This is a genomic window from Emticicia sp. 17c (assembly GCF_037153985.1).
GTDB lineage: Bacteria > Bacteroidota > Bacteroidia > Cytophagales > Spirosomataceae > Emticicia.
Map to the genome: position 1 here is coordinate 86821 of NZ_JBBAYI010000002.1, position 22578 is coordinate 109398.

Annotated in this window: 15 protein-coding genes; 12 read left to right on the forward strand and 3 right to left on the reverse strand. The window is 40.8% G+C overall.

The window, feature by feature from the left end:
• Positions 1-102: 102 nt before the first annotated feature.
• From WAA15_RS04905 to WAA15_RS04930, 6 genes are all read left to right on the forward strand, one after another.
• Positions 103-1497: an MBL fold metallo-hydrolase gene (locus WAA15_RS04905; protein ID WP_337041415.1), complete on the forward strand. Its 1395-nt coding sequence runs from the start codon at positions 103-105 to the stop codon at positions 1495-1497.
• A gap of 266 nt (positions 1498-1763) precedes the next feature.
• On the forward strand, positions 1764-3533 hold the full coding sequence (gene sppA / locus WAA15_RS04910; RefSeq protein ID WP_337041416.1) for a signal peptide peptidase SppA: 1770 nt from the start codon (positions 1764-1766) through the stop codon (positions 3531-3533).
• A 162-nt stretch (positions 3534-3695) separates the two neighbouring features.
• Positions 3696-4298: a ribosome biogenesis GTP-binding protein YihA/YsxC gene (gene yihA, locus WAA15_RS04915; protein ID WP_337041417.1), complete on the forward strand. Its 603-nt coding sequence runs from the start codon at positions 3696-3698 to the stop codon at positions 4296-4298.
• A 161-nt stretch (positions 4299-4459) separates the two neighbouring features.
• Positions 4460-4912 (forward strand): DUF5606 family protein, encoded by a 453-nt coding sequence (locus WAA15_RS04920; protein WP_337041418.1) that lies wholly within the window; start codon positions 4460-4462, stop codon positions 4910-4912.
• Between the two features lie 154 nt (positions 4913-5066).
• Positions 5067-6074, forward strand: a complete 1008-nt coding sequence (locus WAA15_RS04925; protein WP_337041420.1) for an SDR family NAD(P)-dependent oxidoreductase — start codon at positions 5067-5069, stop codon at positions 6072-6074.
• Between the two features lie 245 nt (positions 6075-6319).
• The gene (locus WAA15_RS04930) at positions 6320-7732 is read left to right on the forward strand and encodes a tetratricopeptide repeat protein (RefSeq protein ID WP_337041422.1); all 1413 of its coding nucleotides are present in this window, start codon (positions 6320-6322) and stop codon (positions 7730-7732) included.
• A 40-nt stretch (positions 7733-7772) separates the two neighbouring features.
• Here the strand turns inward: WAA15_RS04930 and WAA15_RS04935 are convergent, their stop codons facing one another.
• Together WAA15_RS04935 and WAA15_RS04940 are read right to left on the reverse strand one after the other, a co-directional pair.
• Positions 7773-8867, reverse strand: a complete 1095-nt coding sequence (locus WAA15_RS04935) for a phosphotransferase family protein (protein ID WP_337041423.1) — start codon at positions 8865-8867, stop codon at positions 7773-7775.
• 5 nt (positions 8868-8872) lie between these two features.
• On the reverse strand, positions 8873-10357 hold the full coding sequence (locus WAA15_RS04940) for a DUF4301 family protein (protein ID WP_337041424.1): 1485 nt from the start codon (positions 10355-10357) through the stop codon (positions 8873-8875).
• A gap of 101 nt (positions 10358-10458) precedes the next feature.
• On the opposite strand from WAA15_RS04940, the gene WAA15_RS04945 reads away from it, so the two are divergent.
• The 6 genes from WAA15_RS04945 to WAA15_RS04970 all read left to right on the forward strand — a co-directional run bounded on the left by WAA15_RS04945 (position 10459) and on the right by WAA15_RS04970 (position 19978).
• Positions 10459-11709: a glutamate-5-semialdehyde dehydrogenase gene (locus tag WAA15_RS04945; RefSeq protein WP_337041425.1), complete on the forward strand. Its 1251-nt coding sequence runs from the start codon at positions 10459-10461 to the stop codon at positions 11707-11709.
• Between the two features lie 112 nt (positions 11710-11821).
• Complete coding sequence (gene glgP / locus WAA15_RS04950; RefSeq protein ID WP_337041426.1) at positions 11822-13468, forward strand: alpha-glucan family phosphorylase; 1647 nt, start codon at positions 11822-11824, stop codon at positions 13466-13468.
• 238 nt (positions 13469-13706) lie between these two features.
• Positions 13707-14057, forward strand: coding sequence for a hypothetical protein (locus WAA15_RS04955; RefSeq protein ID WP_337041427.1), 351 nt, complete (start codon positions 13707-13709; stop codon positions 14055-14057).
• A 188-nt stretch (positions 14058-14245) separates the two neighbouring features.
• On the forward strand, positions 14246-15382 hold the full coding sequence (locus WAA15_RS04960; protein WP_337041428.1) for an efflux RND transporter periplasmic adaptor subunit: 1137 nt from the start codon (positions 14246-14248) through the stop codon (positions 15380-15382).
• Between the two features lie 11 nt (positions 15383-15393).
• Positions 15394-18546, forward strand: a complete 3153-nt coding sequence (locus tag WAA15_RS04965; protein WP_337041429.1) for an efflux RND transporter permease subunit — start codon at positions 15394-15396, stop codon at positions 18544-18546.
• Positions 18533-19978, forward strand: coding sequence for an efflux transporter outer membrane subunit (locus WAA15_RS04970; RefSeq protein ID WP_337041431.1), 1446 nt, complete (start codon positions 18533-18535; stop codon positions 19976-19978). The genes WAA15_RS04965 and WAA15_RS04970 overlap by 14 nt, the downstream gene beginning before the upstream one ends.
• 99 nt (positions 19979-20077) lie before the next feature.
• Here the strand turns inward: WAA15_RS04970 and WAA15_RS04975 are convergent, their stop codons facing one another.
• A complete protein-coding gene (locus WAA15_RS04975) occupies positions 20078-22513 on the reverse strand; it encodes a TonB-dependent receptor (RefSeq protein WP_337041433.1) in 2436 nt (811 codons plus the stop codon).
• Positions 22514-22578 lie beyond the last annotated feature (65 nt).

Genomic DNA, 22578 nt, shown 5'->3' on the forward strand with positions numbered 1-22578 from the left:
GTTGTTTATTGATTTTGTTAAGGGTATTTGCCTTGTTTGCTTTTCATGAACAAATTTTGGTAATTTCATGTTGAAAAAACCAAACACATTACATCAACAACTATGAAGGTCGAACAAATTTATACAGGCTGTCTGGCGCAAGGAGCCTATTATATTGAATCAGACGGAGAAGCCGCTATTATTGACCCCCTGCGTGAAGTAAACACTTACCTTACCAAAGCACAGAAAAACGCTGCCACCATTAAATATATTTTCGAGACGCACTTCCATGCCGATTTCGTGTCGGGGCATCTGGAACTCTCGCAAAAAACCAATGCTCCCATTATTTATGGCCCCAATGCAAACCCTGCGTTCCAGAGCATTATAGCTACCGACGGACAGGAGTTTCAGTTAGGAAAAATAAAAATAAAAGTATTGCATACACCCGGCCACACAATGGAGTCGGCCTGTTATCTTTTATTCGACGAAAACGGCAAAGAATATTGTATTTTTACTGGCGACACCTTGTTTATAGGTGATGTGGGCCGGCCTGACCTCGCCCAGAAGTCAGACCTGACCACGCATGACTTAGCCGGACACCTGTTCGATTCGCTTCAAAATAAAATTCTTCCGTTGCCCAACCACATTATTGTCTACCCTGCACATGGGGCTGGGTCGGCCTGTGGCAAAAACATGAGCAAAGAAACCTTTGATACCCTCGGGCATCAGAAACAGGTTAACTATGCTTTACAGCCACAAACAAAAGAAGCCTTTATTGAAGCCGTAACAGAGGGCCTGACCCCTCCGCCATATTATTTCCCGAAAAACGTACAAATAAACAAAACAGGCTCTGCCAGTCTGGAAACCGTCATGGAGTCGGGCTTGCGGGCATTATCTCCGGCAGCATTTGAAGCCGCCGCTAATGAAACCGGTGCTGTTGTAATTGATACCCGCGCTGCTGCCGAATTTAAAGATGCCTTCATACCTAACAGCATTAATATCGGCCTGAAAGGAGACTTTGCACCGTGGGTAGGCACACTCATTACTGATATTCAGCAGCCTATACTTTTTGTGGCTACCGCAGGTACCGAGCAAGAAGTAATTACGCGCTTGTCGAGAGTAGGTTATGATAATATTCTGGGGTATCTGGAAGGTGGCCTTGAAGCCTGGCAAGCAGCCGGTAAAGAAATCGACAGTATTACTTCTATTGCTGCCGAAACCTTTGCCAAAAAATTTCAGAACGAAAACCTAGTTGTGAAAGACGTGCGTAAAACCACCGAATTTGAGCCAGAACATCTGGCCGACGCCGAAAATATTCCACTGGCTTACATCAGCGAAAACATGGCAGATTTTTCTAAAACCGAAACCAATTATGTTCATTGTGCCGGCGGGTACAGGTCAATGATAGCCTGTTCGATATTAAAATCAAGAGGCTTCGATAACGTAGTAAATGTAGAAGGTGGCATAGGGGCCATCAAGACATTCTTACCTGTGTCAGCAATGGCATCTTCATACTAACAATCAGGGGTTTATAGCCGTTGGTGTATAAACCCCCGATTTCTTATCCTTACAAACTTCCTCTTAGCTAAAACTTATACCATTTATCAAATATTTTATACACTTTTCTGTGTATATACATATTTTTGTAAACAATAAACTATCAATAATTCCTGAAAGTGAGTATATAGCTTTTGAAAACAAAACCTTTAAGTATACTTTAGCCATTAATTTAAAATATATCTTTCATTTCAGGAACCTTACTTAACTATACCGTTATATAAATTATGTTACAATTTTTGAAATATGTTTTTGCGACAATCGTTGGGCTATTTTTGTTTTGTGTGCTGTGTTTTTTTATTCTGATAGGTATTGGCTCAATGATGTCCAGCTCTGATGAAAAAACTTTTGTATCAAAAAATTCAGTATTAAAAATAGACCTTAATCAGGTAATTCGGGAAAACGCACCGGAAGAAGACCCTTTCACCGAACTTTTGTCAGGAGGCCGCGGGCCGGGTCAGATAAGTTTACCCCAAATAAAAGATGCAATTGCTAACGCTAAACTCGACCCAAACATCAAGGGTATTTATTTAAAAGCTGAATATCCGATTGCGGGCTTTGCCACATTGGAAGAAATCAGAAACTATCTGGTAGATTTCAAGAAATCAAAGAAATTTATTTACACCTACGGCGAAGTGATGTCAGAAGGAGCCATTTATCTGGCATCTGTGGCAGACAAAAGCTACCTGACCCCAAGTGGTGGGCTAGAATTTAATGGGTTGAATGCCAAGTATACATTCATGAAAGGTCTTTTCGAGAAAATTGGTGTAAAACCTGAGATTTTCAGAGTAGGCGAATATAAAAGTGCCGTTGAGCCGTTTTTCAGAACCAACATGAGTGATGCTAACCGCGAACAAACACAATCGTTTATCAACGATATTGCCAACCGTTTTTATGGAGACATCGCTCAGTCAAGAAATATTCCGGTGGCTGAACTGAACAATATTCTGAACAATGCACTCATACAAGAACCGAGCGACGCTGTTAAATACAAACTGGTTACGAATCTTGGCTACTGGGATGAATTTGAAAAGGCTCTTCGCCATGAAATTGGTCTGAACGACGACAAAAAAATCGAATACGTAACACTTAATAAATACCTGAAAGCCGACAAATACGTAAAAGAAGGTAGCCTTTCTAATAAAATTGCTGTAATTGTAGGCGAAGGGGATATCGTAACTGGCGACGGCGAAGATGGCAATATTGGCTCTGACAGAATCGTAAAAGAACTTCAGAAAGCACGTAAAGACCCTAAAATAAAAGCCGTAGTATTAAGAATTAATTCGGGTGGTGGTAGTTCTTTGGCATCAGATGTAATGTGGAGAGAGGTAGAACTTACCAAAAAAGTAAAACCTGTGATTGCCTCTATGGGCGACTACGCCGCTTCGGGCGGGTACTACATGGCTATGGCTTGCGATACCATTGTAGCACGCCCTACTACCATTACAGGCTCAATTGGTATTTTCGGAATGCTATTTAATGTAGAAAACCTGATGAACCAGAAACTAGGTATCACATTCGATGCCGTTGGTTCACATAAATATGCCGACTTCCCGTCAACCACTCGTACCATGAGCGATGCTGAAAAAATGATGATTCAGAACAGCGTAAATAAAGGGTACGAGGCGTTTACATCGAAAGCAGCACAAGGCCGCCACATGAGCATCGAAAAATTGAAATCATTGGCAGGCGGAAGAGTATGGACAGGCACACAGGCTAAAGCTAATGGTTTGGTTGACGTACTCGGAGGCCTAGAAGATGCCATTAAAATTGCTGCACAAAAAGCTGAATTAAAAGAAGGAGAATACAGAGTAAAATACCTACCTCTCAAGAAAAGCGGGCTTGATGCCTTCCTTGAGAAGTTTAGCAAAGACCGCGAAGAAGAAAAAATGAGAGCGTATTTAGGTAGCCTTGCCCCGTTTGCCAAACAGATCAAGACGCTTCAAAGCATGGATAAATTACAAGCCAGAATGCCGTTTGAACTGGAAATAAAATAAGGCTGAACAAAAGCCATCTAACAGGGAAACCTGATAAAAACAGAAGAAGAAAGAAAAAAATGCTACCTTTGCATTTAATTCTTTCTTCTTTTTGTATAGATACTCTAGTCAGAAAGGCGAAAGAATTACTTGTTTAATACGATAGTTCAATCAGAAAATAATATGAAAGTTACCGAAGCAAAGTTTATTCAAAGTGCTTCTGATTACAGAAAAAGTCCTAAGCCTTTGATACCCGAATATGCCTTTATCGGTAGGTCAAATGTTGGCAAATCGTCTCTGATTAATATGCTGGTGGCTAATAAAAATCTGGCCAAAACCTCGCAAGTACCCGGTAAAACCCAGTTAATTAATCATTTTCAGGTAAATAATCAATGGTTTTTGGTCGATTTACCCGGTTATGGTTTTGCAAAAGCCCCTAAAGCAGAACGCGACAAATGGGATAAAATGATTTGGGATTACCTCGTAAACCGCGAGAACCTGATGTGCGTGTTTGTGCTGATTGATATACGCCTGGAACCTCAAACCGTTGACCTCAATTTTATTGATGCGCTGGGCGAAAGAGGCATTCCGTTTTACCTGATATTTACGAAATCCGATAAAGTAGGCAAAGTTACGGCCGAAGAAAACATTGATTTATTCAAAAAAACCATGTTACAAACATGGAGCAAAATTCCGCCGTATTTCATAACCTCGTCAGAAAAGAAAATAGGGCGCGAAGAATTATTAAAAGCAATAGACGAGTTAAATCAGTCTTTTAAAAAATAATTTATAATTTTGCACCCTCGTCAGGCGTTTTTGTAGCATAATATATTGCTAGCAACCTGCTTGAAACCGATGAAAAGCCTTCGGTTGAAGCATTCATCAAATTAATTTAAAACTAACTCAGAGGGTCATCAGGCCCGAATAAAGCTTACCTTATTTATCAAATGGAATTATTAAGAGACATCGCCCATATTTCGGGAAAAAGTGGATTGTATAAGATTTTAAAACCTGGCCGTGGCGGGGTTATTGTAGAAACGCTCGATGATAAAAAACAACGCGAAATGGTAAGTGCCAACGCCCGCGTTTCTGTATTGAAAGATATTTCGATTTATACCGAAGACCAAAACAAATCTGAACCACTTTCAGATATTCTTTTAAAAATCCGTGAATTACATGGAGAATTTGTTGCAGATGACTACAAAAACTTCTCGAACAACCAATTATTTGACTTTTTCTCGAGCATTATTCCTGATTTTGACCGCGACAAAGTTTATGCGTCGGATGTAAAGAAAATCATTACTTGGTATAATATTCTTTCGAAATATTTACCTGAAATTTTTGTAGCTCCGGCCACTGAAGAAGTAACCGAAACAAGCGAGGAAACAACTAAAGCATAAGCTGTTGTACATAAAAATTTTCAGAAGAATCCCTGACTGGATGTATAAAATCTGGTCAGGGATTTTTATTCACAAAGGCTAGCCACTGTATTCATTTTTGCTATTACCTTTGTACGGAATCAGACAGATGATAATCTGCCATGTCAAACATCGTATGAAACGAATTCTTATTACAGGAGCCAATGGTCTGGTAGGAAGTGCTACTGCCCGACGATTTGTTGAGGCAGGCTTTGAAGTATCGGCCCTATGCCGTACTGATAGCGACTTATCGGCACTTAACGAACTAACAAAAAAAATCAAAATTATTGAAGGCGATATTCTGGATATTCCGTCTCTTGAAAAAGCCTTCGAAGCAATTGATTTCGTAGTGCATACCGCAGCGGTGGTATCATACGCGCCAAAAGACCAGCAACGAATGTACAAAACCAACGTAGAAGGAACCGCCAATGTGGTAAATGTATGTATGGAAAAAAACATTCAGAAGCTATGCCATGTGAGTTCTATTGCAGCACTAGGCAAGCCTAATGTTCCTTTGAAATTATCGGCCGAAAATACGCTCATTGATGAAAACCAGAAGTGGGAAAACTCCCCCATTAATTCTCATTATGCCAAAACCAAATATCTGGCAGAGTTAGAAGTATGGCGTGGCAAAGCCGAGGGCCTGAATATAATAATAGTGAATCCGTCGGTTATTCTGGGTGAAAGCGACTGGACCAAAAGCAGCACCCAGCTATTTAAATATGCCTACGACGAGCATACGTTTTACAGCGAAGGAAACCTTAATTATGTTGATGTAAAAGATGTAGTTGAGGCTATATACCAGTTAATAGTTTCTGACATTGACGGCGAACGTTTTATTCTGAATGGCGGCACTGTAAGCTACAAGGATTTTTTTACCAGTGTGGCGAATCTGTTCCAGAAAAAACCACCTGCCAGAAAAGTTTCACCAGTATTAACCGAAATTATCTGGCGTATTGAAGCCATCAGGTCTTTTCTTACAGGCAAAGCTCCGCTCATTACAAAGGAAACCGCCAAAAATTCGTTAATGAAATTTGTTTATAAGAATAACAAAATCCGAGAAACACTTGGCTTTAAGTTTACTGACTTCGACGAAACCATTAGGCGTGTTAGTATGTTCTTATTAAAAAGCCGTAAAGAGTAAAATATAAGGTTTCGGAGAGCATTTTTTAAAGAAATTTTTATTTACCAAAACGCTTGACATCTGATAAAATATATTTATATTGAAACGTATTTTATTCAGTCATTGGTAAAAAGAAGCATGCCTTGAAACGAAATACTTTAAAATTTTAATTAAAGCCTATTTTATTTAATTCAAGGCTTGGCTCAATAAATAAAATAGAATTACCGTCCTATGGTTGGGCCGTAAAAACTTTTGGGTAATCTTACATGCAACACGAATTCAGCGACAGATTCGAAAACTTCGATGACGCAACTGTAAAGGCTAATGTCGAACGTTTTGAAGGAATGCTCAAAAACAAAGAAACGGTCTTCTTCGATGAAGAAACGTATGAACAGTTATCGGAGTACTATCTTCTGAAAGGAAAATGGGAGATGGCCATGAAAGCCTGTCGGCTTGGCCTGCAACAGTATCCCTATTCCCTCGAATTACTTCTCGACCAGGCGCAGGTTCATGCCAATTATGAACAGTTTGATGATGCTATGGAAGTACTCGACAAAGCAGCTACTTTCAACCCCTCTGACAACGAAATCACTTATATGCGAGGTGTTATTTGTAACCTCATGGGTAACTATGAAGAAGCCATTGAGCATTTAAAAGAAGCATTGTTGTTATCGGACGAAAAAGAGAATGTTTACTTTCAATTAGCACAAACTTTTCAGAACTGGCATAAATTTGAAGAGGCTGCTCATTTTTATAAAAAGGCTATACAGCATCAGTTTCATGAAGAAATAGCCTTTTATGAATTAGTTTTTTGTTTAGAGCAATTAGATAAATTAGACGAAAACCTATCCTATTTTCAGGATTTAGTCGATACCAATCCTTACTCGCATCTGGCATGGTTTGCATTGGGTATGGTGCATAGCCGCCTGAATAACCACAAAGACGCAGCTTTTGCTTATGACTACGCCGTAGTTGTAAACGAAAAATTTGCTTCGGGGTGGTTTAATCTGGCGCATGCCTATATGAACCTCGAAAATCATCTGGATGCCAAGGAATGTTATCTTAAGGTATTAAAAAACGAAATTCCAACGGCTGAGGTTTATACGCATCTGGGAGCGGCTTGCGAAAAGCTTTCTCAATACGAAGAAGCCTACAAATACTACCGCGAAGCCACTAATCTTGACGATACATGGGATGAAGCGTGGTTCGGGATGGGTTCGGCTTTGTATGAACAAGACCGCTGGATGGAGGGAATTCATTTTACGCAAAAAGCTATTCGGCTAAACGAAAACAATGCCGACTACTGGCTTTTACTTGCCGATACAGAATCAAAAATGGGGAACTTCTTGTCGAGCAACGAGGCTTACAGCCACGCTGTAAGTCTGGATGCCAAAAACCCCGATATATGGCTAAATTGGTCTTTGCTTTATTTTGAACAAAATGAATATAACAAAGCCTTTGAGATTATCTATGATGCCATTGCTGAAATACCCGACGATGCCGACCTTTATTACAGGGCAGCGGCGTATCTGATTTTTGATGGCAGTTATAACGAAGCGTATCAGTATCTGGAAACAGGCTTAACCATAAATTATGATGCGCATACACAGGTTTATGATTTTTTTCCGAATATAGATACACAAAAAGCTCTCTTCCGAATTATTGAGCAATACAAATAAAAAAACAAGGCTTTGAGGAATCTCAAAGCCTTGTTTTTTATCAGCACATTTTCTGTTTTTCCATAGACTTTACTGCTTTATATGATAAAGCCTTTACACCAAGAATTAAATTAGCAAAACGTTCGTCTTGTGTAAGACCTTTTTTGTAGCGGCTGTAAATCTGCTGAATTACAACCGAATTTTTAAAAAGGCCAAACACATAGAAATACAGAATATTTGATACATCTCTGCCGCTTTTTTCGGCATATCTGAGCGCAAATTCTTCACGCGTAAGGTTTCCTGCCAGCCACGATAAATTAAAACCTTTTTCAAAGGCTCCGTCGGTAGCTTCTGCCCAGTAAGACAAACACGTGCCAACATCCATAAGCGGGTCTCCTACGGTTGTCATTTCCCAATCGAGTACTGCCAGTATTTCTGTATAGTCGGTTTGCTTCAAAACTACGTTGTCATACTTATAATCGTTATGAATCAACGTTGGTTTGCCTTCAGCAGGTAAGTGTTTTTTTAACCAGTCGGCTAGTAAGTCCATTGCCTGAATTTCGTCTGTCTGTGAAGCCAGATACCGCTTATGCCATCCTTCTACCTGCCGCTGAATATAGCCCTCAGGCTTGCCAATAGTAATCAATGCCGGGTTTCCACCCTGAGTAACATTTATATCGATGGCATGTAAATCTACCAGATTATCACACAAAGCCTCTGACATCCTACGCATGGTGTCGGAGCTAACCGTATTCATTAATTTGGGGGCATCTTTTGCGCGCAAGATTACGCCCTCTACCCTTTCCATCATATAAAAAGGGCAACCCATTACGGCTTCGTCTTCGGTGAATATAACAGGCTTGGGGGCTTTAGTATAACCGCTGGCCTGTAAGGCACTCAGAATCCTGTATTCGCGGCCCATATCGTGGCCTCCTTTAATATCTTTAGCCCCAAACGGTGGCCTCCGAAGCACATACGCCTGCGTTGCCGTTTTAAGCAGATAAGTAAGGTTAGAATACCCACCCGGAAACTGTGCAATTGCTATAATAGGCTCAAAATCTGGTAAAACCGACTGTACAAATTCATTCAGGCTTACCAGATTTATTTCTTCACCCTGCCTGACCTGTGTCGGAGAGTCTATTTCGATAGATGCCATTAGTTTTATGCAGGTTGATGCTCTTTCCGCAATAAATCGTTCACTGTTTTTACAGGATTGAACGTAATCAGAGGTACTTCCACAAAAAGCGTATTCCAGTCCGACATGGCCCCATTCCATAAACCCGGCAACTCTTGTGCTTTAAGGTCTTTTCCACTTTGCGATTTCTGGGTAATAAATCCTGTTTGTGGGTCACGGAAGTGCAACAGGTTAAATTTATTTCCTTTATAATCTTTTACCGAACAAATCAGGTCTACGGGGTTAAAATGCGTGGCTTTATCAAAGATTTCTTTTTGTTGCGCATTTTGCAAATCAATCTGTGCCGACTCAACTACCTGCAACGAAACCGAATTATCTGGGTCTTTTGCCCAGAAAGGCCCACCACCCGGTTCGCCTACATTCTTAACCATGCCACACAAACGAATCGGGCGATTCAATTTGCGTTTGCAATAGTCGGCTTTTGCGTCGAACGAATAGGCTCCAAAACCTTCGGGCGGAAGTGTGCATAATTTAACCTCAATATAATCCAGTATTTCGGCTAATAATTTTTCGTCCACCTTGTCATTATATAGCTTTTCCAGATACGCAAAAATCTTTTCCTGATACTCAAGCAGCAAGCCCGCCAAAGCCTTTTTGTATAAAATAGTTTTGCTTTTCAGGCGGTCAGGCACTACGTTATCAACATTTTTGATAAAGATAATATCAGCCTCCTGCTCGTTCAGGTTTTCGAGCAAAGCCCCATGGCCAGCCGGACGGAACAATAATTCTTCGCTACTAGTCCGAAATGGTGTATTGTCCATATTTACGGCAATAGTATCAGTCGAAGGCTTTTGTTCTGAAAAGCTAATACTATATTTTACGCTATATTTTTCTTCATACTTAGGCAACACCGAATCAATCAAGGCTTTGAATTTTTTCTTATGCTCGGGCGAAACCGTAAAATGTAACCTTACCTTGCCATTACTATTGGCGTATCTGGCTCCTTCAACCAGATGTTCTTCAATGGGTGTGCGCGAGCTTTTGCCATAACGGTGGAAATCAAGCAAGCCTTTAGGCAAACTGCCGTAGTCAAGCCCTTTTTCAGTAAGCAGGTACTCAAGCACGGTTTTATAATCGCCGGTTTGCTCGCCTATTGCTTTAATAAGTTTATGATAAAAAGCAAAGTCTGGCAAACGCTCCAGAAATTCGTTAACCGATTTATCGAGTTTGCCTTCGTCTTTGGCCGAAAACAACGATTTAAACATACGGGTAGCGGCTCCTGAGGCCGGCACAAACTTCAATAGTTTTAGTTTCGTTGCTCTTTCATCAAAATACTTGGCATATTTCCCTGCTTTTGAGTCAGACAGCGAAATAATGCCATCTCCGATAGTTGCAGCTTTAATAACATTTAAATAAGGAAACCCCTTTTTAAAATTTTCTATCTGCTGTTGAATTATTTCGAGGCTCGCTCCACGAAGCTTTATTTTGTCAAGGTCTTTTTCGATGAACATATCACTAGTTTATATTTATGCTTTTGAATGTGATTATTGCGATGTAATTTTACGAAAAATTAAAATCAAGGCAATACTTTGGGTTGATTTATTAAAAATTTATGAGCGTTATTCTTCCTCTTCTTCAAGCCACGCAACAGGCATCGGCAGGTATCAGAAATTTATCAAGCGAGCAAAAAAGTGCATTACTTAATCATCTGGCAGGTATTATTGAACAGTCTGTGGCTTTAATCATGACTGAAAATAAAAAAGACCTCGACCTGATGGATAAAACTGACCCCAAATATGACCGCCTGTTACTGAATGAAAGCCGTATTCAGGCATTGGCCGATTCGCTGAGAGAGGTGGCACTTCTGCCTGACCCAACAGGAAACGTATTGCTTGAAAACAGCCTGACTAATGGCCTCACTATCAAGAAAATAGCAGTACCTATGGGCGTAGTGGGTGTTATTTATGAATCTCGACCAAATGTAACCGTCGATGTTGCCTCTTTATGCCTGCGTTCGGGCAATGCTTGTGTATTAAAAGGCGGAAAAGAAGCCAATTTCTCGAATCAGTGTCTGGTAGGGCTTATTCATGAGGCACTAGCGGCATTCGGTCTTGCCAAAGAAATAGTATTATTATTACCTACCGACCGGAAGTTTACCGAAGAGTTACTAAAAGCTACGCGTTTCGTTGATATTATTATTCCGAGGGGGTCAGATTCCCTCATTCAGTTTGTTCGCCAGAACTCACTCATTCCTACCATCGAAACAGGTGCGGGTGTAGTACATACCTATATCGAAAAAACCGCTGATTTAGCTCAGGCAAAGAACATTGTTGTGAATGCAAGGGTATCACGGCCATCGGTCTGTAATTCGCTCGACTGTGCCATTGTCGATGAAGCCATCATTGATGATTTTCTTCCGATGCTCATTGATGATTTCAGAAAATGGAATGTTGAAATATATGCCGATGCCCCCGCCTATGCTGTACTTCAAAAAGCAGGTTATGAGAAACTGCATCCGGCACAAACAGCCGATTTTGGCAAAGAGTGGCTCGATTATAAGATTTCTATCAAGACAGTCAAACACATAGACGAAGCACTGGCCCATATTCAGGCGTATTCATCCAGACATTCAGAAGCCATTCTTACCCAGACTCAGGCTTTGGCTGATTTGTTTCTATCGGAGGTCGATGCAGCTGCGGTCTATCATAATGCTTCTACGCGCTTTACCGATGGCGGCCAGTTTGGCTTAGGTGCCGAAATTGGTATTTCTACCCAAAAACTTCATGCGAGAGGCCCATTTGCGCTAGAAAAACTTGTTACAGAAAAATGGGTTATTACCGGAAACGGGCAGGTAAGATGGTAGTCTTATAAAGAAAATACCAGATTAAAAAGACAAAAAGAGGCTATAAATTGTTATAGCCTTATAAATCCGTAGATTGTTTTTATTTTTGTTCCACACAAACCTATGATATCGCATGAAGAACTTGCCTGAGCAGTTTGCTCATCCTTATTCTTTCAATCCCAAATTCAAGAAATCTGTTGTTTATTTTTCGATGGAGTTTGCCATTGACCAAGCCCTGAAAACCTATTCGGGTGGGCTGGGCTTTCTGGCAGGCTCGCACATGAGAAGTGCCTTTCAGCTAAAGCAAAACCTGATTGGTATTGGTATGCTATGGAAATACGGTTATTATGACCAAGTACGCAACACCGATAACAGTATGGCTGTACAGTTTCGTGAAAAAATGTATAGCTTCGTTAAAGATACGGGCATTCGGTTTCAGATAACCATCCAGAACCGGCCGGTATGGGTAGCTGCCTATTTTTTACCGCCACAAACCTTTGGCAGCGTACCTATGTTTTTTCTGACGACCGACACCGACGGTAACGATAGCTGGGCGCGTTCCATTTCTTATCATTTATATGATGCCGATGCCTCAACCAAAGTAGCGCAGTGCATGGTTCTGGGGCTAGGCGGTATGAAACTACTCGACGAGCTAAACTACCAGCCGGATATTTATCATTTCAATGAGGCTCATGCCGTGTCGGGTGTTTTTCATCTGTACAAAAAACTAGGAAACGTAGAGGAAATCAAAAAGCGTCTGGTGTTTACAACCCATACACCTGAAGAAGCTGGTAACGAAAAGCACGACATAAATATGCTGGCAAGCATGAGTTTCTTTTGTGATATTCCGATGCCCGAAGTACGCAAAATTACAGGTATTAAAGACAATATCTTTAATCATTCGCTGGTAGCCCTCCGATTCAGCAAAAAAGCCAATGCAGTGTCGAAACTTCATGGCGAGGTATCACGCACGATGTGGAGTAGCTACAATGATATTTGTCAGATTACCCACGTAACCAATGCACAAAACCGCCTTTACTGGGCAGATGAAGAACTCGAAAAAGCCCGTAACAAGGCCGATATAAAAAAAATAACGGGCCGAAAAAAGGCATTGAAAGAAGTTTTATTCAAAGAAGTGGCTAATCAGGCCGGAAAACTATTTGACCCCAACGTACTAACCATTGTTTGGGCCAGAAGATTTGCCGCCTATAAACGCCCCGACTTACTTACACGCGACCGCGAACGTTTTGAAAGAATCATGAAAAATACCCGATATCCTATTCAGTTTATCTGGGCAGGTAAACCTTATCCTTTCGATGGCGGGGCTATTAATACGTTTAACCAATTATATTTCCTGAGCCATTTGTATCCGAACATGGCGGTGCTGACAGGCTATGAACTGGCTTTATCGAAAACCCTGAAAGATGGTGCAGATGTGTGGCTCAACACCCCCATTGTTACCCGCGAAGCCTCAGGCACCAGCGGGATGACGGCCGCAATGAATGCCGCACTTAATTTTTCGACTTATGATGGCTGGATTTGTGAATTTGCTAATGAGCAAAATTCTTTTATTGTGCCAGTAGCACAGGCTTTTCCTGAATGGGATAGAGATAACACTGATGTAAACAATTTTCTGGACACACTCGAACACCACATTTTACCTATGTATTATGACCGCCCAGCCGATTGGCAAAAGATGGTACTTCAAAGCATGAACGATGTAAATGCTTATTTTGATTCGGACCGTATGGCAACAGAATACTACGAAAAAGTATATTAAATATAGGCGGAGCAGACCATAATTTTAAAAGGCTTTATGAATTGAATTTTCATAAAGCCTTTTTTGTTACCCAAATACGGGCATATAACACGCAACTTATGCCTGTGTATTATGATAAATAATTTGGTCGATTAAATGGGCTTACTGATAGAGACAAACAAGTAGTTAGTTGAATCAATAACCCAGTTTTACATATTTATGTTATCTTTGTAACCAATATCCTTTTTATAAACACAACATGCCATTAGCGTGGAAAAAAAACATACTCACTAAAGTACGCTTTTTGCTAATACTGGTATTCTCTTTTTTTTGTGGGCATTTCATTAATGAAAGCATCAGAGCTTATGAAGGGCTTACAAATAAAACAGAATCTCATTGGGCTGGTAATATAGAGGATACTTGTTCTTTGGAAACCAAAATGCTTAGTCTTGATGAAGCGGAGGAATCTCTGCTTAAAAATCTTTTCAAGCCTGTCATTATTGAATTTACCATCTGTAAAGGAGCTATTTTTTCTACCACCTTTATACCTGAAGTGTATTTAGGGCTGAACACTCCCCCACCCGAACAAAGCAATTTGTTCTTTTCATAGCTTCTCCGGTAAAATGTTACTTTTTTAAGCAGCAATAACCTTGCATGGCTACTGCATTGTATTCGATTGTATGATTCTAATAAAAGAATTTGACTTTCGAAGAAATGCTTGGAGAAACTGTTGCTATACAATAAATTTATTGTAACACACTGATTATCTATAATTTACGAATCACCAAAGCTATTTTTATGAAAAAACTTATGTTTTCACTTTCGATGCTTTTGTTAGCATCTTCCTGTACCTCCGATGGCGATGAGGCAAAGGAACAAAGCACAGAAAAATTTCCGGTAACATCTCCCATTGCTATCGACACCACCCTGCCTATTGATTATGTGGCCGAAATTAACGCCGTTCAAAATGTTGAAATCAGGGCAAGGGTTAAGGGTTATCTGGACAACATCTATATCGATGAGGGTAAATATGTAAAACAGGGGCAACTACTGTTTACAATTAATAATCCTGAATTGAACGAAAATATAATAAAGGCTAATGCTGTATTGAAAAGTGCCACTACCGAACTGAAAGCGGCTGAGTTAGAGCTGAAAAACGTAAAACAACTGGTTGATAAAAACGTTGTTTCAAACACAGAACTGGAAATGGCAAAAAACAAAGTCGAACTTGCTAAAGCTAAAGTTGAAGAAGCACAAGCTAACGAAACCTTTGCTAAAATACAGCTTACTTACACTCAGATTAAAGCTCCTTTCAGCGGTATTGTCAACCGGATTCCGAACAAAACCGGAAGTTTGATAGAAGACGGTACTCTACTGACCAGCATCTCAAAGAACGACGAGGTGTTTGCCTATTTTGATGTTTCAGAAAAAGAATATCTTAACTACGCTAATAACCTGAAGGCTGATGCCGAACAGTCGAAAAATGTTACGCTGATTTTAGCCAATGGCGAAGAACATCCTTTTAAGGGGCGTATCGAAACCACCGAAGGCGAAATTGAACAAAGTACCGGAAATATCGCTTTCAGAGCCAGATTCAATAATCCTGAAAAGATACTCAAACACGGCGCAAGTGGCAAGGTTCGCCTGCAACGTAAATACAAAAATGCCCTGATTATTCCGCAAAAAGCCACTTTCGAGATTCAGGATAAAATGTATGTCTATGTCATCGACAAAAGCAATAAGGTTAAACTGAAACCTATTACGACCAATAGCCGTATGCCTCATTTCTACATTGTTGACTCAGGACTAACCCCTAACGACAAAATCATTTATGAGGGTATTCAGAACATCAAAGACGGCATGACAGTTGACCCACAATTTATTGAAATGAACGAAATATCTAAAGAATTTGCGGCTAATAGCACTCCACAATAAACCAGAATAGCATGTTTACCAATTTTATCAACCGACCGGTACTATCGTTGGTTATATCCATCTTTATAGTACTATTAGGGGTATTGGCTATGATTGGTTTGCCTATTACCCAATATCCAGACATTGCCCCTCCGGCCGTTTCAGTAACTACAAAATATACAGGTGCCAATGCCGAAGTTTGTGCCAAAGCCGTTGTAACGCCACTAGAAAGAGCTATTAACGGCGTGCCCGGCATGACCTACATGACCTCGGTTTCGGGTAACGACGGAACCAGTATTATACAGGTATACTTTGAAGTAGGAACCGACCCCGACGTGGCCGCTGTAAACGTTCAGAACAGGGTTACTACCGTGCTCGATGAACTACCCGAAGAAGTAATTAAAGCGGGGGTTTCGACCGAAAAGGAAGTAAATAGTATGTTGATGTACATCAACCTTATTAGCGATGATACTTCTCTTGACGAAAAATTCATCTACAATTTTGCAGATATTAACGTACTGGCCGAACTTAAAAGAATTGATGGCGTAGGTTTTGTTGATATTATGGGCTCACGCGAGTACGCCATGCGCGTATGGCTAAAACCTACTCGCCTTGATGCCTATGAAATATCAGCCGATGACATTGTTCAGGCATTACGCGCACAAAATGTAGAAGCTGCACCCGGTAAAATAGGCGAAAGTTCGGGTCGTCAGTCTCAATCGCTTCAATACGTATTGCGCTACACTGGTAAAATGACTACCAAAGAGCAGTACGAGAACATTGTAATTAAGGTGTCCGACAACGGAGAGATGCTGCGGCTGAAAGACGTAGCCGACCTTGAGTTTGGCTCTCTTGATTACGACGTACTTTCAAAAGAGAATGGTAAGCCTTCGGCTGCCATCGTATTAAAACAAAGACCCGGCTCTAACGCCAGCGAAGTAATCGAGAACATTAAATCACGCCTAGAGTTTCTTAAATCGACTACTTTTCCGCCCGGCATGACTTACACCATCAGTTATGACGTTTCCCGTTTCCTCGATGCCTCCATTCATGAGGTTATTAAAACACTTATCGAAGCCTTCATACTGGTTGCCATAGTGGTTTTCCTATTCTTGCAAGATTTCCGCTCAACGCTTATTCCCGTGCTGGCAGTTCCGGTTTCGTTGGTGGGTACTTTTGCATTCATGCAATTGTTTGGCTTCTCGATTAACCTCCTGACCCTTTTTGCACTTGTACTAGCCATAGGTATTGTGGTCGATAACGCCATTGTTGTAGTAGAAGGTGTCCATGCCAAAATGGAAGAAAAACACCTCGGCCCTAAAGAGGCCACCATCGAGTCAATAGGCGAAATAAGTAGTGCTATTATTGCCATTACGTCGGTAATGTCGGCCGTGTTTGTTCCGGTAGCGTTCTTATCGGGCCCTGTGGGTGTATTTTACAGGCAGTTCTCTGTAACAATGGCTATTTCCATTGTTATTTCTGGTATAAATGCCCTTACACTTACCCCTGCCCTTTGCGCCCTTATGCTAAAGAATCCGCATCTGGAGCCAAAGAAAACTAACCTGCTCACACGCTTCTTCGATAAATTCAATAATGCTTATGACAGGTTATCAGACCGCTATAAAAAGCTTTTAGGGCTAATTGCCAATCGTCGTTTGGTTACAATAGTAGTGCTGATTGCTTTTTGTGTGGCTACATGGGGCGTAGGAAGTGTGCTTCCTACTAGTTTCATCCCGACCGAAGATCAGGGTACTGTTTATGTAAACGTAACTACCCCTGCTGGTGCTACGCTTGAACGAACAGAAGAGGTAATGAACGAAATTGATAAAATTGCACAGAAATTACCTGAAGTAGAATCAATTTCCAGCCTTTCGGGCTTTAGTATGATGACCGACGGCGTAGGTGCGTCTTTCGGAATGAGTACTATTAACCTGAAAGCATGGAAAGACCGTAAAGCTACGGCTAACGATATTATTGAGCAGCTAATAGCTAAAACCAAGCATATCAAAGATGCCGAAATTCAGTTCTTCCCTCCGCCTGCCGTACCAGGTTTCGGAAATGCCAGCGGTTTCGAGGTTCGTCTGCTCGACAAAACAGGTTCGGGCAACTTGCAAAGAACAGCCAACGTTGCACAGGAATTTATTGATGAACTAAAAAAACGTCCTGAAATAAAAGATGCGTTTTCGAGCTTTAACCCGAATTTCCCGCAGTATCTGATTCATGTTGACCAAGATATGGCCGCTAAAAAAGGCATTTCGGTCGATAACGCCATGAGTAACCTGCAATCGTTGATTGGTAGTTATTACGCAACCAATTTTATTTTATTCGGGCAAATGTATAAGGTTATGGTACAAGCCGACCCTAAATATAGAGCGCAGCCAGAAGACATCATGAAGCTACGTATCAAGAATAAGCACGGTGAAATGGTTCCTTATGCTATTTTCAGCCGTATAGAGAGGGTATATGGCCCCGAGCAGCTAACGCGTTATAATATGTATGTATCGGCCATGCTGAACGGAGAAGCCGCCGAAGGTTATAGTAGCGGCGATGCCATCAAAGCTATTGAAGAAGTAGCCAAAGCAAAACTCCCTCGCGGATACACCTATGAGTGGTCGGGTATGACCCGTGAAGAAGTACTTTCAGGAAATCAGGTAGTATACATTTTTATCATCTGTTTACTATTTGTTTATCTGTTACTGGCTGCCCAGTACGAAAGTTTCCTTTTACCATTGCCTGTTATTTTGTCGTTGCCTGTGGGCATCTTTGGCTCGTTATTCTTTTTGTATCTTTTTGGGCTCGAAAACAACATTTACGCTCAGGTAGCCATGGTTATGCTCATTGGTTTGTTAGGCAAGAATGCTATCCTGATTGTTGAGTTTGCCGTACTTCAACAGAAAGAGGGTAAAACTTTACTAAAAGCCGCCGTAGGCGGAGCCGTAGCGCGTTTCAGACCAATTTTAATGACATCCTTCGCGTTTGTTGCCGGCTTAATTCCATTAATGTTTGCCTCAGGTGCCGGAGCCATCGGTAACAGAACCATCGGAACCGCCGCGGCCGGAGGTATGCTCTTCGGAACCATATTCGGAGTTATTATTATTCCGGGCCTGTACATCATTTTTGCAGGACTTACAAAGCGAAAGAAAAAAACCAAAAAAATTACTCAAGAATCGTATGTTGAAGCCTAAATATATTTATATAGTTGTCTTCTGCCTTTTTTTAGGTGGCTGTAAGATTAAACAAAACTTGCCTCAGAATAAGCCTGTTGTTACACCACAAAAATTTAGTGCTAAAACCGACACCACCGCTAACAAACTGGCTACGCTGCAGGAGTTTTTCTCAGACCCTACTTTAATAGCCTTAATAGATACTGCGCTGAAAAACAATTTTGATTTGCAGCTAGCCATGCAAAATATTGAGTTGGCACGCGCTGGTATGCGTTTTACACAAGGAATTGATATGCCCGACTTATCGGCCAGTGTAACTGCCGGACAACGAAAGTTCGGGAATTATACCATTGATGGCGTTGGGAACTACGACACGCAGTTTTCGACTAACCTAGACAATAAACAAAAACTACCTGCGCCCAATGTACCCGATTATTTCATTGGCTTGCAATCATCGTGGGAAATTGATTTGTGGGGAAAACTAAAAAGCAAGAAAAAAGCCGCTGCCGCCCGATTCATTGCCAGCGAACATGGCCGGAATCTGATTGTAACTTCATTGGTAGCCGAAATTGCCGATGCTTACTTTGCGCTTTTAATTCTGGACAACGAACAGAAAATTCTGGAAGATAACATTCGCCTGCAAAAAGAAGCTCTTGAAATTGTAACGGTATTGAAACAAGCCGGACAAGCCAATCAGCTTGGAGTTGAGCTGATGAGTGCCCAATTGCTTAGCTCTCAATCGTTGAAGGTAGAAGTAAAACAGAAAATTATTGAGAACGAAAACAGAATTAACTTTTTACTGGGCAGATACCCGCAGGCTGTCGAACGGAAATCGGTCGCTTGGGAGCAAATTATTCCACCCAGATTATCGGTTGGCGTGCCTTCTCAATTACTAGAAAACAGGCCAGACATTAAACAGGCCGAGTTTGATTTAATTGCAGCCGATGCCGACATCTACTCGGCCAAAGCGGCTTTTTATCCATCGTTTACCATCAATGGCAGTATGGGTTTACAGGCATTCAGGGCTGCCTTACTTTTTAACCCTGGCTCGTTTGCGTATAATCTTGCAGGAGGGCTATTTGCACCTTTACTAAACCGTCGCCAGCTTATTGCCGACCTGATGGCTACCGAAGCTCAACAAAAAATGGCTTATACCAATTATAAGAAAGCCATTGTAAATAGTTTTACAGAGGTATATAACTATATGAATCTGATTGAAAACACCAACGAAATGCACGAACTTAAATCGAAAGAGGTAGATGTGCTGAAAGTTTCCATAAGCACTTCGGTAGACTTATTCAAGTTTGGCAGAGCTACGTATCTGGAAGTGGTAACAGCCCAGAAGAATGCCTTGCAGGCCCAAATAGAGTTAATCAATTTAAGAAAAAGCCAGTACAATGCCGTTATCGGGCTTTACAGGGCCTTAGGTGGTGGCTGGCGTTCTATCATTTAAAGAATAATTACCCCTTACCCGTCTCTTAATAATGTAGAAAACTCTCTCCGGTTGGAGAGAGTTTTTTCATAAGCAATTGAATACTGGCTTTACAAATTATTATGATACTTTTACGCGTTTCTGTTCGCTTTCTGAGCCTCCGTTCTGGCGTACTCTCAGGTTTTGTCCTTTACTGAATCTGTATGAAAAAGAAACCGTTATGACACGGGTGTCCAGATAACTAAACCAACTGGCCGCAGCATTTTTAATATTCCGAATATCGCCCCCTACCTGATTAGTGTAGAAAACATCATTGACATTCAGTTTTAAAGTACCTTTATCTTTCATGATTTTGGTTGATACTCCGGCTCTTACCGAGCCAATAGGAATCACAAGAAACTGCCCCGATAATAATTTGGTCTGGTAAGAACCCGCCAATTCGGCACTCCATTTTTTATTAATCATAAACTGATTGGTAGGTACTGCTACCCAGTACCAGCGCGAGTCGTCCAGCATTTCGGTATAAATAGGGCTTTTGAAACGGTTGTTCATGAAAGCCGTATAAAGCTGGATTGTCCACCATTTTTGTACCTGAAAAGTTCCGCTTACTTCAATCCCATACGAAACCTGTTTAGCAAAATTACCCGGGCGGCTATAATATATATTCCCGCGTTGCTCGTTGGTCTCCGAAATTACGTTATCGGCTCTGCTATACTGCAAAGTAGTTGTCAGAAAATTATTATAGGTATATGACAACTCTACGTTATAAGAAAAAGTAGGTTGTAGAAACGGATTACCACCGTAATAAGTAAACCTGTCCATCGGATAGGTAAACGGGTTCATATCTTTATAATTAGGTCGGTCTATACGGCGGCCTACTGATAACCCAACCACATGTTTCGATGCTGAATCGATTCTGTATTGTGTGTAAAAAGTAGGAAAAAGACTGGTGTAGTTTCTTTTGAAAGAGGAATCTTTCACGACTACGTTCCCTAGTTGATTTCCCACAATATTGGTGTTTTCTATACGCAAGCCTAGTTGAAGCGATATTTTCCTGAAATCTCTCGAGTAATTAGCATAAGCAGCATTAATGTTTTCTTTATACTGAAAATTATTAGAGAACGTATAATTAGGCATACGGCTTCCATCAATTACGTCATAGAAATCGGCAATGTTACTTGTTTTTACAAAACTTGTTTTCACACCCGCTTCTATACGCCCACCCTTTTTAAGCGGGTTAATGAAGTCTGCTTTTAATGCCTTAATACTAATATCTGAGGGGAGTTCCGATGCCAGCACACTTTTGTTAATCAGGCTACCATCCGGGTACAGATTACTGTTTTCAAGAAATTGGTCAATACTCGACTTATAGACAAGGTTATCCAGATTCATCGATATTTCTTTGCCTTTATCGTTCAGCTTGTGGGTTACATTCAGGTTTATACTACCATTTTTAAACAGAATATCCGTAGGGTTGTAGGCATCAACCAAGCCTGTTATTTCGCCTTGTCCGTCTCTGATAGTAGCTTTATTTTTTACGTTACGGCTCGATGGATTAATAAACCCGCTTAGAGCTACGCCTAAGGTTGTTTTTTTAGTAACATAGTAATCAAGCCCTAGTTTCAGGTTCTGACTTCTGTTCGATGGCCTGATGTAAGAATTCTGAATAAATGTCGAACTCAACTGCCCCTCTGGAGTAAAATATTTACGGGTAATGGTTAAATCCTGATAGCTATTGTTCTGGTTCACACTCAGGTTAGAAAAGAAATTCAGTTTATTGATTCGGTAATTGAAATTAAAACTGTTATTTGTCCGCATATAACGCCCCTGCCCATAAGCCAGATTCAAGCCGCCATTCATGCCCTTAGCCACGTTTTTCTTTAGCCGAATATTAATTACGCCAGAGTTTCCGGCGGCATCGTACTTGGCAGGTGGATTGGTCATGATTTCGATTGACTCGATAGTTGAAGAAGGAATTGTGCGTAAATAATTGGCTAAGTCGGCTGCCGACAAATAGGTAGGTTTGTCGTCAACAAATACTACTACCCCGCCCTTCCCTCTTAACGAAATATTCCCGTTTATATCGACCGATACCCCCGGAGCTTTTTCCAGTACTTCTAAAGAGGTTACTCCGGCGTTACTTATCAACGCATCAGGATTAACCACCGTACGGTCAATTTTTTGCACCACAAAAGCCTTTTGTGCTTTTACTGCTACTTCCTGCAAGGCATTTTCGCTACTTTGAAGTGTAATGGTTCCTAAATCGAGAATAGTATTTTGTGCGCTTAAAACGATTTTACCTGACGAATACTTACTCATACCCACATAACTGACTGTAAGTTCAAGCGAATCATATTTCAGTTTTTCAAATTCAAATTTTCCGTCAACATCCGTGAATGAAGATTTAACTATATTGCCTTGCTGCCATTTTGAAAGAATAACTGTAGCCCCGACTATGGCTTCGTTTTTATCAGATTTTACTATGCCCTTAATGTTTCCGTTTTGTGCTTTTACTGAAATTGAAATAAATAGTAATAAGAATAGTTTTTTGTACATAATTTCGGATGTGTGTTTAATTCAAGTATGAAGACTTACAAAAGTTGAGGTTGTTCAGTTTTGCA